Here is a 16,340-nt window from a genome sequence, read left to right as displayed (position 1 = left end):
GTCTAAATACCTATAAATGTATATAGGAGGAGTCTTAATGGACATAAAATTGATTAATATCGGTTTTGGCAATATAGTGTCGGCAAACCGGATTATTTCTATTGTCAGCCCAGAATCAGCCCCCATCAAGAGAATTATTCAGGAAGCGCGCGATCGTGGTATGCTTATTGATGCTACATATGGACGCCGGACCCGCGCAGTTATCATTACTGATAGCGACCACGTCATTTTATCGGCTGTACAGCCTGAAACAGTTGCCCACCGTTTAACCAGCAAAGACACTAGCGACGATACTGCCGAATAATACGACCTGAAAGGAGATAGGCTATGGCGCAGCAAGGAATTTTAATCGTTATTTCCGGTCCTTCTGGCACCGGTAAAGGCACCATTTGCCGTGAGTTGCTGCGTAGCAATCCTCAGCTCAAATACTCCATATCTGCCACTACCCGCCAGCCGAGAGTGGGAGAAGTTGATGGGGTAAACTATCTATTCCTTACCCAAGACCGCTTTAAAACCATGATCGACAATCATGATCTCCTGGAGTGGGCTGAAGTCTACGGCAACTTTTACGGGACACCACGTCATTACGTTCTTGAACAACTAAATAACGGGTACGATGTCGTTCTGGAGATTGATACCCAAGGGGCCATGAAGGTAAAGGATAATTTTTCGCAAGGTGTATATATATATATAGTCCCGCCCTCACTTGATGAGTTGGCTGACAGAATTTACAAACGCGGCACCGATAGTCTTGATGCAATCCGAAATCGTTTGAGTTGCGCCAGCGATGAGCTTAGCCTGGCGCACAATTATCACTATATTGTGGTCAATGACCAAGTAGCTGAAGCTGTGCAAAGAATCGAAACTATTATTACAGCAGAAAAGTACCGAGCAGAGCGCAATACCGATTTGATCGATAGTCTCTGCCATGCAAATTGTATATGTAACGAGCACTTGGCACCTTCAAATAAAAGGCAAGGGGAGACACTATGATTAATCCGTCTTTAGATGTACTGGTACAAAAAGTTGATAGTAAATACACATTGGTCGTACTTGCCGCCAAACGAGCGCGTGAGATTATGGACGGTCAGCAGCCATTGGCTGAATCCAAGTCCAACAAACCGGTAACAATTGCCCTTGAAGAAATCGCACAAGGCAAAATTACCTACGAACGAACCAAAACCGGAATTAAATAGGAGGCAATAATGTCCTCAGGCCAAAATATTGTTATGGGTGTTTCCGGCGGCATTGCGGCCTATAAAGCGGTCGATATTGTTAGCCGGCTAAAAAAAGCCGGCTTCAATGTCAATGTTGTTATGACCAAATCCGCAACAGAGTTTGTCACCCCACTAACGTTCCGAGAAATTAGCGGTAACCCAGTTATCACTGACATGTGGGAAGAACCCAAAACCTGGAATGTACAGCACATCGCGTTAGCGTCTCGTGCTGATTTACTTCTTATTGCCCCAGCGACTGCCAATGTCATTGGAAAAATAGCCAATGGTATTGCCGACGATATGCTTACAACTACAATTATGGCAACAACAGCGCCAATTGTGCTCGCGCCCGCCATGAATTCCAATATGTACCTTAACCCGATTACTCAACAGAACTTAGTCAATCTGAAGAGCTTAGGATACCACATCATTGAACCTGCTACAGGCATGTTGGCCTGTGGTGTGGAAGGTCCGGGCCGCTTACCTGAACCAGCAACCATTGTGGAAGAAGTGATTGCTCTCTTACACAGCCGCCTGAGCATGGCAGGCAAACGAGTACTGATTACAGCCGCCGGTACGAGAGAGCCCATCGACCCTGTTCGATATATTGGCAACCGTTCCAGCGGTAAAATGGGGTATGCGTTAGCCCAAGTAGCGGCTGCACGAGGTGCTGAAGTCGTCCTGGTTTCCGGGCCATCAAGCTTGCCCAATCCACCATGCGTTACCGTCAAACGAGTGGAAACGGCTGCCGAAATGCGTGATGCCGTTTTAGCTGAATTTGATGCAGTTGATGTTGTAATTAAGGCGGCCGCCGTTGCTGACTACCGCCCAGAACTGACTGCCCAACAGAAAATAAAGAAAACCGAAGACATGTTAACCATTAATCTGATAAAAAATCCGGATATTCTCCGCGAGCTGGGGCAGCGTAAAAAACAACAGCTATTAATTGGTTTTGCTGCTGAAACAGAAGACCTGCTGGCACATGCGCAGGAAAAATTAATTAAGAAAAACCTAGATATGATTGTTGCCAATGATGTCACATTACCGGGGGCCGGCTTTAATATTGACACTAATATTGTCAAAGTCATTCACAAAAATGGGCAGGTTGAAGCACTCCCTCAATTGAGTAAATACCAGGTGGCCGAGATCATCCTAGACAAAATTTGTGCAATACTAACAAAATCTACTTGATTTTTCTTTGAAATTCGATTAGAATTTTTTTGGTGTCCTGTAAGAAAGTATAACTTTCCGTCTGGATAAGGGCAGCATCGACTTCCGCTGTCGCCAAAGGCTCGGCGCAAGCCGTGCTTTCTTTATGAAAATTACATATGCTATACTCATCAAGAGTTGGTGGAGGGACTGGCCCGATGAAACCGCGGCAACCATTTAGCAGTTTATCTGCTAAAAACGGTGCCAATTCCGGCGGCAAAACCGTAAGATGGGAGTGAAAAAAATCACCTCCCTTGCGGGGGTTTTTCTTTTTAGATCAAAACTAGGAGGAATAGTTATCATGGAAAAAAAACGCGTGCTCTTTACATCTGAATCTGTAACTGAAGGCCATCCTGATAAGATTGCCGACCAAATTTCTGATAGTGTGCTTGACGCTATTCTGGCTCATGACCCTTCAGCCCGGGTAGCCTGCGAAACACTAGTAACTACCGGTATTGTGCATGTAGTGGGGGAGATTACCACTAATTGCTATGTAGACATTCCCAAGATTGTTCGTGAGACCATCAAGGAAATCGGCTATACTCGTGCCAAATACGGCTTTGATGGCGAAACCTGCGGTGTTTTAACCTCGATTGACGAACAATCACCAGATATTGCTATGGGTGTAGACAAGGCGCTAGAAGCCAAACAGGGCGACATGGATGCGATAGAAGCTATTGGTGCTGGTGACCAAGGCATGATGTTTGGTTATGCCACCAACGAGACCGCCGAGTATATGCCGTTGCCTATCGCTTTGGCCCATAAACTGGCCCGCCGCCTCTCAGAAGTTCGTAAAAACGGTGACCTCAGTTACCTCCGTCCTGATGGTAAAACCCAGGTCACTGTGGAATATGAAGACGGTAAACCGGTACGCATTGATACGATTGTCGTGTCCACACAACACAGCCCAGAAGTTGACCGAGAAACCATTGAAAAAGACCTTATCGCCAAAGTAGTTACGCCTATTGTCCCTGGCGAGCTCTTGGACGCCAAGACTAAATACTACATTAACCCGACCGGACGGTTTGTAGTTGGCGGCCCGCAAGGTGATGCAGGGTTAACCGGACGTAAAATCATTGTTGATACATATGGTGGTATGGCCCGTCACGGCGGCGGCGCATTCTCAGGCAAAGACCCAACAAAGGTTGACCGTTCTGCTGCGTATGCTGCACGCTATGTAGCCAAAAATGTGGTTGCTGCCGGGTTAGCAGATAAGTGCGAAATCCAGTTGGCTTATGCCATTGGTATTGCCCGTCCAGTATCTGTTATGGTGGAAACCTTTGGCACAGCAAAAGTTACAGAAGCTAAGATTGTTGAACTCATCAACAAACACTTTGACTTGAGACCGGCTGGCATCATCAAGTCTCTGGATCTCAGACGTCCTATTTACCGCCAAACTGCCGCTTACGGTCATTTCGGCCGCACCGATGTTAACCTGCCATGGGAGCAGATTGATAAAGCGGAAGTTCTGCGTAAGGAAGCTAACATAGACTAATTAATTAATGGCCAATGGTAATACTAACAATGCTGGACACTCAATTCAGTAAAAAGGGAGGTATTTCATTGGCTACACAGAAAAATACCAAGCAATCCGTTTACCGTGTTGGGGGCCTCAAAGGCGACCATTGCCGAGACCGTATTGAACATACGCTGTCCCACCTTCATGGTGTTTCCTCAGTCAAGGTTGACTTAAATTCCAAGCAGGTTGCAGTCAATCATGACGAAACAGTAACTTCTAGCGGATATATTGAAGAAACCTTACAATCTCTTGGCTACTCTATTCAGGGTTAAGGAGTGCGTTTAATGAAGCTTCATTTTTCTCCGCTCAGAATGCGCCGAACTAAACGTTTTTTTAAGCGTTTGCCCATGGATACTGGCCTTGACTGGGAAATGGCCGCTCATTACCCTGACAAACCGGTAGCAGGTATTTGACAGTTAAAAGCGAATATATACTTTAGTTTAAAAGGGGACTGAACAAGTCCCCTTCTCTTTATTCGAGAATAAGTGGTGAAAACATGTCAAATACTGCCCAAATTATTGTTAATATTCCGGCTCGCAGCCTTGATAAGCCATTTTCGTATAATATTCCGATCAATTTACCCAATATCCAGGTAGGATCGCGGGTACTTGTACCGTTTGGCAACCGTAAGGTCGAAGGTTTTGTCGTTGGCTTAGCTGATGAAAACCCTGAAACCTTAAAACCCATTCTTGATGTTTTGGATGATCATCCCTGGTTTGACAGCAATATGCTCGCAACAGCCAACTGGTTGAGTGAATACTACCTATGCTCATTAGGTGAAGCCATGCGGCTATTTATCCCAGGTCAATCAGGCATTAGAACGCAAAAAGCTTATCAGGCTCCTGCTGAAACTGATATGAAACGGGTGGAAGCTTTACTAAGCTGCAAACCCGAAGAATACCGTACAACACTTACCTATATCTACGAGCGTGGTCTTGCTACATTGCCTGAGCTTACCAAGCTGACAGGCAACATGGGGGCCATAATAAAATTCTTTTTACAACATAAGCTAATTGTACACGCCGATACTGTCAGCAAAAGAGGTAAAGCCAACTCAACAATAATAATTAAGCTAGCAGTGAGCAGGGAGGTGGCTGAACAAATTGAACAGACACTGCCTAAGTCCAAAACAGCCCAACGCAGGCTGCTAAGCGCCTTGTTAGATACAGATACCCAAGAACTTACTGCAGCGCAGTTACGCAGCCTTTCTATTACCCTGGAAACTGTAAAAAGGCTAGCAGCGCAGGGTCTCGTCACCACCCGAAGTGTACCTGTATTCCGAAACAGCTATGCAGGAAGCCATCAGCGAACAACTGAGGTAACCTTGACCCTCGAACAATCGCACGCCTTACAGTTAATTACTCCTGCCATTCATTCGGGTATCCATAGATCATTCTTAATCCATGGCGTTACCGGTAGCGGTAAAACACTGGTCTATATAAAAGCAGTTGCCGAAGCAAGGTGTCTTGATCGCCAAGCTATAATATTAGTGCCAGAGATTGCACTGACAAGCCAGATTGTCGCTCGCTTCAAAGCAGAATTTGGTGATGACGTCGTTGTCATGCACAGTAAACTCTCAGTTGGCGAACGTCATGACGCCTGGCGCCGCCTGCAGACAGGTCAGGCGGGAATTGTCATTGGCGCACGCTCGGCGCTATTCGCGCCAGTAAGCCATCTAGGACTGATTATCATCGACGAAGAGCATGAATTCACTTATAAACAGGAGGAAACACCGCGCTACCATGCTCGGGAAGTGGCGTTAACCAGAGCTAGACTGTCTGGAGCTACTGTTATTCTGGGCAGCGCTACACCTGCAGTCGAAACCTATTATCAGGCGCTGCAAGGGGAGCATATTTTAATTCCTATGAACAACCGGGTGGACAATACACCTATGCCGCCAGTTACTGTTGTTGATATGCGCCAGGAACTAGCCCAAGGCCGCCGCAGCGTCATCTCGCAGTCGCTGCAGGACATGCTGACCGAAACATTAGCAAAAAAAGAACAGGCCGTTATCCTTCTCAATCGCCGCGGCTATTCAACCTTTGTCCTATGTCGTGAGTGCGGCCATGTCCTCAAATGCCGCCACTGTGATATTTCGCTTGTTTACCACGCTCCAGCGAATGTCCTGCGTTGCCATTATTGCCAGGAGCGTCACACTATACCAGATACCTGCCCAAAATGTAGCAGTCGATATATCCGTTATTTTGGCGCTGGTACCCAAAAAGTAGAAGAGGCACTGACTGCATTATTCCCATCAGCCAGAATTGTCCGAATGGACCAAGACACTACTGGTGGTAAGATGGCACATGACCGGATACTGTCAGCCTTTGCTGCCGGAACATATGACATTCTCCTTGGAACTCAAATGGTGGCCAAAGGCCATGACATTCCCAATGTGACAGCAGTCGGCATTATTTCCGCAGATACTGCTCTCAATTTGCCTGACTTCCGAGCAGCTGAAAAAACCTTTGCTCTGCTAACCCAGGCGGCTGGCCGAGCTGGCCGCGGCGCCAAGGCCGGCCAAGTGGTCATGCAGACCTATAACCCCGAACACTATGCCGTCACCGCCGGGGCCGCCCATAATTATCAAGCGTTTTATCAAGAAGAAATCGTTTTTCGCCGCCAGTTAGACTACCCACCTTTCTCAAATTTGATAAAAATAACTGTCCAAGCCGGCGATGAAATAACTGTTCACCGCAATGCTAATCTATTGGCGATCGAACTAACCCAGTCGCTTACTAAGACAGATTCAGCAATTATTGGGCCTTTTCCGGCTTCGGTTAATAAAATAAAAGATGTCTTCCGTGTTAATATTCTCATCAAAACTCAAGGGTTGTCCACTGTTACCAGACAGCTTTCAGCCTTAGGAATGGCTAGCCGCCGAGACCTAATTGTCGATATTGACCCTGTCAATGTGCTTTAATCTAAGCTAGCTACTTTCGTGACACACTAAACTGTGGTAAAATTTTTCTAATGGTCTCATAGGTAAGAGGAGGTATACACATTGCCCGTAATAGAAATTAGAAAAGCAGGCGACAAAGTTTTAAAAGAAATAGCTGCGCCTGTAGAAAAGATTGACCGAAAAGTTAAACAATTACTTGATAATATGGCTGAAACCATGTATGCCGCCGATGGCGTAGGTCTGGCAGCCCCACAAGTAGGGGTATCGTTACGCGTAGTCGTTATTGACGTTGGGGAAGGCATTATCGAGCTAATTAATCCTGAAATCATTATTAAAGAAGGCTGCGAAAACGGCACCGAGGGCTGCCTAAGCGTGCCTGGGATGTACGGTGAAGTTGAAAGATGTGCTACAGTTACCGTAGAAGCACTAAACAGAGCCGGCAAGAAGATTTGCATTAACGGCTCAGGCCTATTGGCTCGTGCACTACAGCATGAAATAGACCATCTGAATGGTATTCTATTCATTGAACTGGCAAAAACCATGCACAAGGGGTAGTTTTTATGAAAAAATTACGTACAGTATTTATGGGAACACCGGATTTTGCTGTTCCTTGTTTAGATATGCTATTCAAGGAAGGCTATGAGGTAGCAGCTGTTGTCACTCAACCTGACCGTCCCAAAGGCCGCGGCCAGAAACTGGCTTACTCGCCTGTTAAAGAAGCAGCGCTGGCATATAACTTACCAGTCCTGCAGCCTGGTAGTATTAAAAATGACGATTTTTACAATCAAATATTATCGCTAAGGCCCGACGTAATTATTGTTGTTGCCTTTGGCCAGTTCCTGCCCAAAAAGCTTTTAGACCTGCCAGCCCACGGCTGCATCAACGTACACGCCTCACTATTACCCAAATATCGCGGATCAGCCCCCATCCACTGGGCCATCATCAATGGGGAAAGAACAACAGGCATTACCACCATGTATATGGACGTCGGCATGGACACAGGCGACATGATTATAAAAGCCGAGCTGCCACTCTTGCCAGACGACACCACAGGTAGCTTACACGATAAACTTAAAGACCTTGGCGCCACTGTACTGTCAGACACTTTAAACCAGCTTTCAGCCGGAACGGCACCACGTCAACCACAAAATGAGGCTGACGCCACTTATGCCCGGATGCTTAACCGGGATACCGAACGCATTGACTGGCACCAGCCGGCAGTGGCTATCCATAACCTGGTTCGTGGACTCAATCCATGGCCGGTAGCGTATTGCAGGCTTCAAAATAAATCGTTAAAAATCTGGCAAACTAAAGTATATAATGCGTCACAGCCCTGCACAGAGCCGGGGAAAGTTGTACAAATAACCAAAGAAGGGCTTGTTGTCGAAACAGGTAAGGGTACAATAGAGGTGCTGGAAGTACAGCCTGAATCCAAACGTCGGATGAAGGCCAGTGACTGTGTTTGCGGCTATTGCCTGACAGTCGGTAACATGTTTGAATAGAAGGTGGCAGACGTGATAGAAATAGTACATAGGCCCCGCAAACGACTTTTTTTAGTGCTCATTCTAATTAGTTTGTTATTAGCAATCATATCAAGCTACGGCCTATGGGTTGTTAGCTTACCAGGCTTAGCTAATATCAGCAGCTATTTACCCATGATATTAGGTACACTGTTAGCCGCAGTCATTGTGGCTGCCGCCTGCGGTGTCACCGGCATTATCTTAGCCATTCTCGGCTTTAAGACACTAGGCATCTTTCAGGGCCTAGCCTGGTCGGCCATCAATCTGTTATTCCCGATCGCCATCTGTATTGGTAAACTGTTTGATGTTGATAAAGAACGAATTGAGCGATCATTCATCGAAGTCAGCAACCACTTGATCAGGCAAAAACATATAACCGTACAACCGGCCAAACTGCTAATTATGACACCACACTGCTTGCAGCAGGAAACTTGTCCGCATAAAATTACGCGCAATGTGTCCAACTGCCGCCGTTGCGGACAATGCCAAATTGGCGATTTAGCAGCACTTGCTGATAGCTATGGTGTCCATCTGGCGGTCGTGACTGGTGGCACCTTAGCAAGAAAAGTAATAAAAAGTATCCGTCCTCACGCAGTACTGGCCATTGCCTGTGAACGCGACCTAACAAGTGGCATTCAAGATGTCTTTCCACTACCTGTGATTGGTGTACTCAATGAACGGCCGTTCGGCCCCTGCTGCAATACACGCGTTGATCTCAGCAAAGTCGAGCAGGCTATCCAAAGCTTTTTAACTAACAATAATCAACGAAAAAATTAAAGATGGTGGCATTTACATGACTGAAAAAAAGTTTGACGCCAGAGAAGTCGCGCTCAAAGTAATTAATGATATTGAAGGCAAGGGCGCTTACGCCAATATTGCCCTGGCGCAAGAGATAAACCGGCGGACATCCCACGGACAACTTTCTGATCAAGACCGGAGGTTTATTACTGAACTAGTATACGGTACAATCAAAGCCGGCGCTACTTTGGACTGGATGCTTAGCAATTACCTGAGCCGTCCACTGACTAAAGTAGCGCCTGTTATTAGAAACATCCTGCGACTAGGCATGTACCAACTATTTTTTTTGGAAAAAGTACCGGCTTCGGCGGCATGCAATCAAGCCGTTGAGTTGACAAAAAAATATGGTCATGCAGGGACAGTCAAGTTTGTCAACGGTGTTCTGAGAAATGCCGCCCGCAGCCCAGAAAAGATCGTTTATCCTGACCGAGAAAAACAGCCAGTAAAATACCTGGCGCTCAAATATTTTCATCCCGAATGGCTTGTTGAGCGCTGGATTAAACGGCTAGGAGCAACTGCGTGCGAAGAGTTGTGCCAAATTAACAATAATACGCCGCCACTGTCAGTTCGCACTAATACTGTTAAAATTAAGCGTGACGAACTCATTCAGCGTTTGGAGGACGAAGGGGTAAAGTGCAAGATCTCAGACTGGACGCCGGAAGGTATCGTATGCTACGAACACCCGGGACTAGGCACACTTGACTCACTACGGGCAGGTCTATTTCAAGTGCAGGACGAAAGTTCCATGCTTGTAGCCCATGTCCTTGACCCGCAGCCTGGCGAGTTTATTATTGATGCGTGCGGTGCTCCCGGCGGTAAAACCACTCATATTGCCGCCCTGATGAAGAATACCGGACAGGTGTTATCTACCGATATTTATGAACACAAGCTGGCTCTCACCCAGGAGAACGCTGGACGTTTAGGCTTAATTAATATTGAGACAAGGGCACTGGATGCTGTTAATTTAGGCGGCATGTATCCGCTTAAAGCGGATAGAGTACTTGTCGATGCCCCATGTTCTGGACTTGGCGTACTAAGGCGTAAGCCTGACTCACGCTGGCGCAAATCAGAAGAAATCCTACAGGATTTACCAAAACTGCAGGCAGCTATCCTCGCAAGCGCCGCGCAATGTGTAAAACCAGGTGGTGTATTGGTCTACAGTACCTGCACCACCGAGCCTGAAGAAAATCAGGATATTGTCAATACATTCTTACATACCCATCCTGCATTTATCTTAGAACCAGCAGGGCAATACCTGCCTGGGAAAAAACGGCCTGAATCCATGGTGCAACTCTGGCCGCACACTGACGGCGTGGATGGTTTCTTCATCGCCCGCATGACGCGGCAACAATAAGGCGGTATAACCTATGACAACTCCAGCAAAAACTGAACTATTTGGTTTTATGGCCTCAGAGATTACCGAAGCCATAAAACCACTGGGCCTCCAATCATACCGTGGCAAGCAAATTGCTGAATGGCTATATAAACATGGGGTAGATGATTTTGACGCCATGACCAATCTCTCAAATGACCAGCGCGCCAAACTTGCCAACAACTTTACCATCATCAAGCTCCGGCAAAAGGCCGCACAGCACTCAAGCGACGGCCGGACAAGCAAATTTTTATTGGCCTTCTCTGATGATATGGCTGTTGAAACTGTTCTAATGCGTCATTCCTATGGTAATAGCGTCTGCATCTCTACCCAGGTTGGTTGCGCGATGGGCTGTACGTTCTGTGCCTCGACACTAGGTGGACTGGCCAGAAACCTCACCTGCGGCGAAATACTGGCCCAAGTGCTGTATATTAATGAGCAGTTAAAGCTAGAAGAGCGTAAGGTTGATTCTATTGTAATCATGGGCTCAGGAGAACCTTTAGCCAACTATGACAATGTTCTAAGCTTTATTCGCCTTCTTCATGAACCCTACTGCCTGAATTTAAGCTATCGCAGCATAACTCTGTCTACATCAGGACTTGTGCCCGAAATCTACAAATTGATTGAGGAAGGGATTCCCCTTACGTTGTCTATTTCCTTGCATGCACCCAATAACGAGCTCAGAACTAGCCTGATGCCTGTAAACAGGCGGTATCCACTTGAACAAGTTCTGGAAGCAGGCAACAGATATGGCCAAAACACAGGCAGACGTGTGACCTATGAATACACCCTGATCGCCGGCATCAACGACCAACCGGTACATGCCCGTGAATTGGCGGCACTACTCAAAGGTCAGCTCGCTAACGTCAATTTAATCCCCATCAACCCTGTGCCAGAACGCGGCCTGCTTCGACCGGCTCAATCTGACATAACTCGGTTTGAACAGATCTTAAAAGGCGAGCATGTCAATGTAACTGTAAGACGGGAGATGGGAGTCGATATTGACGCAGCGTGTGGGCAGTTGAGACATAAAGTATTGTCAAAATAGTGGTTAATTTTGACTAGATTGGCAATATCGCGTATAATTAGAACTAAGTTTCTTATTAGATACTAGTTTACGCAATAATATCGGGAGTGTTACAGTTGAAGTTTGTCCGCAACATTGAGAACTTTTTCGAAAAATATATTGAAGGTTTTTTTAACAAACAATTTACCAGTGGTTTGCAACCGGTAGAGATTGCCAAACAATTGGCCCGAATGATGGAAGACGAGCGTACTGTAGGCGTTTCCCATGTGTATGTGCCTAATCATTATGCAGTATATCTAAGACGTGAAGACTATGAGCGGTTGGAACCGTATTCGGCAGCTGTCTGCGGCGAACTAGCAGCTTATTTGACCGAAGAGAGCAGACGCAAAGGCTACACCATGGCTGGCGGCCCCCAAATCGAACTTTTTGCCGATGAAAAATTAGTTAACCAAGCGTTCCGGGTTACGACAAGTTTTACCGAGGCTCCTTACGAAGAAAGTTCAAATCAGCTTGAAGGCGTGCCAAATAGTGGTGATACTAGGGTATTTGACAAACTAAACCCAGCACTTTTAGACCGTTTTCCGCAACAGCTTCTGCACGGACTTTTGACAGTGATTGACGGACTTGATGCAGGTCTGAAAATTGATTGTACCACCAATAGAATAAACATTGGCCGCCGGAATACCAATGAACTGCCGCTTACTGATATGAATACTTCGCGCTTACACGCGTATATTGTTTATGAAGACGGCTCTCATGTCATTCATGATGCCAAAAGTCTTAATGGAACCTATGTCGGTAGCCATCGTATTACTCACAAACAACTAAAAAACGGTGACAGGATAAGAGTAGGCAACACTGAGATTTTATACGAGGTGAAGTAAATTGCCTGGTAAAATGCAGATCCTCAATATCATTGTAATAGTCTTGCAGTATAGCCTGGTATTACTGGTCTATTACTTTTTATACCGAGTAGTAAACATAGCATCCAAAGACTTAACTAAACTGGCTATTGAGCCGCAAGCTTATTTGTCACTTCAGCTTCAGACTGGTGAGGGCACTGGTAGTAATCAGATTCCTAAGCTGATTGTTATTAGTGATGAGAAAGCCTTGCTGTCACAAATTGTTTATCCTATAGCAGAAAGTTTGGCCATAGGGCGTAGCCAAAATAATGATTTAATCATCAATGATACTTTTGTTTCTCATGAGCATGCCTGTATATCTAAATCGAAACAAACCTACCTGATTGCTGATTTAAGCAGCACTAATGGCACATTGCTCAATAGTCAACGGATTGAAGAAGAGACTGCTCTGGCAGACGGCGATGTAATACAAATCGGGGCGGTTACTCTTAAGTTTGAGAGGTGACTTCCATGCTGGCATTTGCACAGTCAGACATTGGTATGGTACGCAAAACCAATGAGGATAGTTATGTTTTTTCGCCGCCGCACTTGTTTGTAGTTGCTGACGGCATGGGCGGACATGTTGCCGGGGAAATTGCCAGCAACTTAGGAGCCACAACTATCCAGGAATATCTAAAAATGTTCAGGCAGCAATCTGATTGGGAACATATTCTAAAAGAAGCAATTATTAAGGCCAACACTATTATTTATCAAATGTCCCAAGCTAAAAGTGAGTGCCTTGGCATGGGTACTACGGTTACGGCAGTATATGCGGATAGGTCCGAAATATACTGGGGACATGTAGGTGATAGCAGACTTTATCTTCTTAGAGAAAACATGCTTCAACAAATAACAAACGATCATTCACTGGTTTGGGAATTAGTGCAGACCGGCAGTATCACAGCTGCTGAAGCATTGGTTCATCCGCATCGAAACATCTTGACCAGAGCGGTAGGAACCAGTGAAACAATTAGCGTCGATTCTGGCAGATTTTTGGGGCAGCCTGGTGATCGTCTGCTGTTATGTACTGACGGACTAACTAATATGGTATCAGAAGAAGATATATTTAGCATTTGTTCAAAGCCAGGGAACCTGCAGGGAATTGTTAACAAACTGGTTGAACAGGCTAATCAGGCTGGCGGTTATGACAATATTACTGCAATTCTTGCTGAGTATAAGGATTATCCATGAATCAGACAAAGTTAACTGAGCTTGGGCTGCTGGTTTTGGCTGGTCTCGTGCTACTGAATGGATATCTCGCAGTTACACTAACAAATAATCAATTTGACTTTCAGGGGCTTGGCGTTATAGCCTGCTTAATTTTTCTGTGGACGACGACAGCGCTTGTCATTCGCCGGTCTTCCACTAATGCAGATCCGTTGTTATTGCCCTTGGCCGTATTATTAGCGTCCATAGGGCTAACAATTATCTTGAGGCTGCGCCCCGATTTATTCTTTCCGCAATCACTGTGGCTGATAGCAGGACTAATCGCATTTAATGCTACCGCATTTGTTTTCCGTCAAGCTGAAGTTATCGCCAAATATAAGTATTTATGCGGCTTAACCGGTATAGTGCTTTTATTAATCACCATCACCTTTGGTGTCGATATTGGCGGTAATAAGAACTGGGTTATTTTAGGCCCATTAAGATTTCAGCCATCAGAATTTGCCAAACTGTTTATTATAATATTTTTAGCCGCTTATTTAAGCGAACGTCGACAACTGCTAACTTTTGCCACAAGACATTATGGTCCGGTAACCTTGCCACATCCTCGTTTTATAGCGCCGCTTCTGGCGTTATGGGGACTAACCATGGCTATGCTTATTGTCCAGCGTGACTTAGGTTCAGCGCTGTTATATTTTGGGACTACAGTAACCATGGCCTATATGGCCAGCGGCCGACTAAGCTATGTGGTTTTAGCACTTGGATTGTTCTTCATAGGCTCTACTGTATGTTATCTGTTGTTTCCCCATGTACAAGTGCGCATTGATATCTGGCTTAATCCTTGGGCTGATCCAACTGGACGCGCCTATCAGATTGTCCAGTCACTATTTGCTTTCGGTTCAGGCGGAATCCTTGGCAGCGGTCTAACTTTTGGCTATCCGAATACTATCCCTGAAGTACATACTGACTTCATCTTCGCCGCCATTGGCGAAGAATTGGGACTTTCCGGTACAGCTGCCGTAATTATTGCTTACATACTCATTGTCTATCGCGCCTTCCGCACGGCTCTTACTTCTCCAACACCGTTTACTATGCTGCTGTCTGGCGGTCTGGCCGTGCTTACTGCACTGCAAGTTTTTCTTATCATAGGCGGCGTTACCAAGTTTTTGCCACTAACTGGCATAACGCTTCCACTTATTAGCTATGGCGGTAGCTCAATGGTCTCAAGCTTTATCCTGCTGGGTATGTTATTTGCCATATCGGAGGCGACAGCACCCAATGAAAAATAATACGATTCATGATCAGTCACTTCGTCAAAATATCCGTAAGGCAGCGCTGTTTTGTATTGGTTTACTTGTTATACTGCTTGGTTATGTAACATATCTTCAGGTTGTTGAAAGTAATAATCTTGCCTTTAATCCGCTTAACCGGCGCATGGCTGATGCGTCCCGCCGGATTGAACGCGGTCAAATCACCGACAGCCAGGGAAAAGTACTTGCTTTAAGCAAGCTAACAGCCCAAAAAGAATACAGTCGGGAATATCCATATGCTGCATTATTTGCTCATGTAATCGGCTATGACAGCCCAAAGTATGGCAAAGCAGGGATAGAAAACATCTATGATGGTTTTCTATCCGGTCAAATAAATCCTGAACGTCACTTAGGTGCCATCAGTCAGTTATTTAAAAGCGGGGCTGGCAATAATGTCATGCTTACAATTGATGCAAGACTTCAGCAGGCTGCTTATCAGGCACTAGGAGCTAACCGGGGTGCCATTGTAGCCTTATCACCTAAGACTGGCGCAATTTTAGCCATGGCTAGCCGTCCGAGCTTTGACCCTGATAGTCTTGAAGCCGATTGGAATACCATCTCGTTAGCTGCTAGCAGTCCGCTATTAAATAGAGCGGCTCAAGGTTTGTATCCACCAGGTTCAATTATCAAAGTACTTGTGGCCGAAACAGCGTTAGCAGAGCAAGCGGCTACTAACAAACGCGAGTTTAATTGTACCGGGACGCTTAAAATCGGGCCTGATTATGTATTGCCTGAGTCTGGTAAGAGAGCGCATGGTAAAGTAAACTTAGAAGAAGCCCTAGCAGTATCCTGCAACATAACGTTTGGCCAATTAGCACTTGATCTAGGCCGTACCAAAATGGCCAAAGCCTTTGACCGTTATGGTTTTACCCAGCCACTTGGGGGCGATATCCTGGAAAGCACAGGTAAGCTTCCTGATTTTAGCAGATTGGGTGATGGTGATTTGGCCCAAACAGGTATTGGTCAAGGAAGCCTTCTGGTCACGCCGCTGAGAATGGCCATGCTGGCAGCAACTTTTGCCAACAAAGGAATTATGATGAAACCCTATTTAGTACAAAAAATTACCGCTCCTGACGGAACGGTAATTAGGGAAGCTTCACCAGAAAAATGGCTGTCGCCTGTAGATGCCAAGCTTGCCGGTCAGGTAGCTCAGATGATGGTAACTGTAGTGAAAAAGGGGACAGGCAGCGGTGCAGCAATTCGTGGCGTAGAAGTTGCCGGTAAAACCGGTACTGCTGAAAATCCACATGGTTCTCCTCATGCCTGGTTTATTGGATTTGCGCCAGCTGATAATCCACAGGTTGCAGTAGCTGTAATTCTAGAAAATGCCGGTTCTGGCGGTAGCATTGCCGCTCCGGTAGCACGGCAAATCTTAGCGCAGGCATTACATTAAGGGGGTG

18 protein-coding genes and 1 riboswitch are annotated in these 16,340 nt (G+C 45.9%); all 18 genes read left to right on the top strand.

The genetic code is table 11. From position 1 onward, the window contains the following. Positions 1–37: 37 nt before the first annotated feature. The gene (remA, locus tag B9A22_RS07045) at positions 38–304 is read left to right on the top strand and encodes an extracellular matrix/biofilm regulator RemA (RefSeq protein ID WP_075755680.1); all 267 of its coding nucleotides are present in this window, start codon (positions 38–40) and stop codon (positions 302–304) included. A 23-nt stretch (positions 305–327) separates the two neighbouring features. After that, entirely contained in the window at positions 328–993 is a 666-nt protein-coding gene (gmk, locus tag B9A22_RS07040; protein ID WP_084575017.1) for a guanylate kinase, read from the top strand. After that, complete coding sequence (gene rpoZ, locus B9A22_RS07035) at positions 990–1,196, top strand: DNA-directed RNA polymerase subunit omega (RefSeq protein WP_084575016.1); 207 nt, start codon at positions 990–992, stop codon at positions 1,194–1,196. Before gmk ends, rpoZ begins: the two co-directional genes overlap by 4 nt. 9 nt (positions 1,197–1,205) lie before the next feature. After that, a complete protein-coding gene (gene coaBC / locus B9A22_RS07030; RefSeq protein WP_084575015.1) occupies positions 1,206–2,408 on the top strand; it encodes a bifunctional phosphopantothenoylcysteine decarboxylase/phosphopantothenate--cysteine ligase CoaBC in 1,203 nt (400 codons plus the stop codon). A 143-nt stretch (positions 2,409–2,551) separates the two neighbouring features. Then, positions 2,552–2,662, top strand: a riboswitch (SAM riboswitch). 65 nt (positions 2,663–2,727) lie between these two features. After that, on the top strand, positions 2,728–3,921 hold the full coding sequence (gene metK, locus B9A22_RS07025; protein ID WP_084575014.1) for a methionine adenosyltransferase: 1,194 nt from the start codon (positions 2,728–2,730) through the stop codon (positions 3,919–3,921). A 68-nt stretch (positions 3,922–3,989) separates the two neighbouring features. Then, positions 3,990–4,217, top strand: coding sequence for a heavy-metal-associated domain-containing protein (locus B9A22_RS07020; protein ID WP_176215424.1), 228 nt, complete (start codon positions 3,990–3,992; stop codon positions 4,215–4,217). A gap of 12 nt (positions 4,218–4,229) precedes the next feature. After that, on the top strand, positions 4,230–4,358 hold the full coding sequence (locus tag B9A22_RS26280; protein WP_281252363.1) for a hypothetical protein: 129 nt from the start codon (positions 4,230–4,232) through the stop codon (positions 4,356–4,358). Between the two features lie 83 nt (positions 4,359–4,441). After that, the gene (gene priA, locus B9A22_RS07015; RefSeq protein ID WP_084575012.1) at positions 4,442–6,868 is read left to right on the top strand and encodes a primosomal protein N'; all 2,427 of its coding nucleotides are present in this window, start codon (positions 4,442–4,444) and stop codon (positions 6,866–6,868) included. Between the two features lie 81 nt (positions 6,869–6,949). Further along, positions 6,950–7,402 carry a peptide deformylase gene (def, locus tag B9A22_RS07010; RefSeq protein WP_084575011.1) on the top strand — a complete coding sequence of 151 codons (453 nt, stop codon included), beginning with the start codon at positions 6,950–6,952 and terminating at the stop codon, positions 7,400–7,402. Between the two features lie 5 nt (positions 7,403–7,407). After that, complete coding sequence (fmt, locus tag B9A22_RS07005) at positions 7,408–8,349, top strand: methionyl-tRNA formyltransferase (protein WP_084575010.1); 942 nt, start codon at positions 7,408–7,410, stop codon at positions 8,347–8,349. A gap of 12 nt (positions 8,350–8,361) precedes the next feature. Beyond that, entirely contained in the window at positions 8,362–9,144 is a 783-nt protein-coding gene (locus B9A22_RS07000) for a DUF116 domain-containing protein (RefSeq protein ID WP_084575009.1), read from the top strand. 16 nt (positions 9,145–9,160) lie between these two features. Continuing rightward, positions 9,161–10,519, top strand: a complete 1,359-nt coding sequence (gene rsmB, locus B9A22_RS06995) for a 16S rRNA (cytosine(967)-C(5))-methyltransferase RsmB (protein ID WP_084575008.1) — start codon at positions 9,161–9,163, stop codon at positions 10,517–10,519. A gap of 13 nt (positions 10,520–10,532) precedes the next feature. Next, entirely contained in the window at positions 10,533–11,585 is a 1,053-nt protein-coding gene (rlmN, locus tag B9A22_RS06990) for a dual-specificity RNA methyltransferase RlmN (protein ID WP_084575007.1), read from the top strand. A 95-nt stretch (positions 11,586–11,680) separates the two neighbouring features. Beyond that, positions 11,681–12,448, top strand: coding sequence for an FHA domain-containing protein (locus B9A22_RS06985; RefSeq protein WP_084575006.1), 768 nt, complete (start codon positions 11,681–11,683; stop codon positions 12,446–12,448). Between the two features lies 1 nt (position 12,449). Next, a complete protein-coding gene (locus B9A22_RS06980) occupies positions 12,450–12,932 on the top strand; it encodes an FHA domain-containing protein (RefSeq protein WP_084575005.1) in 483 nt (160 codons plus the stop codon). 5 nt (positions 12,933–12,937) lie between these two features. After that, positions 12,938–13,657 carry a Stp1/IreP family PP2C-type Ser/Thr phosphatase gene (locus B9A22_RS06975; protein ID WP_084575004.1) on the top strand — a complete coding sequence of 240 codons (720 nt, stop codon included), beginning with the start codon at positions 12,938–12,940 and terminating at the stop codon, positions 13,655–13,657. Further along, the gene (locus tag B9A22_RS06970; RefSeq protein ID WP_084575003.1) at positions 13,654–14,919 is read left to right on the top strand and encodes an FtsW/RodA/SpoVE family cell cycle protein; all 1,266 of its coding nucleotides are present in this window, start codon (positions 13,654–13,656) and stop codon (positions 14,917–14,919) included. Before B9A22_RS06975 ends, B9A22_RS06970 begins: the two co-directional genes overlap by 4 nt. Then, complete coding sequence (locus tag B9A22_RS06965; RefSeq protein ID WP_084575002.1) at positions 14,909–16,333, top strand: peptidoglycan D,D-transpeptidase FtsI family protein; 1,425 nt, start codon at positions 14,909–14,911, stop codon at positions 16,331–16,333. Before B9A22_RS06970 ends, B9A22_RS06965 begins: the two co-directional genes overlap by 11 nt. The last annotated feature ends 7 nt before the right edge of the window (positions 16,334–16,340 follow it).

Source organism: Sporomusa malonica (genome assembly GCF_900176355.1).
Classification (GTDB): Bacteria; Bacillota; Negativicutes; order Sporomusales; family Sporomusaceae; genus Sporomusa; species Sporomusa malonica.
Note: the sequence above shows the minus strand (reverse complement) of the source record. Positions and strands in the feature narration are given on the sequence as shown.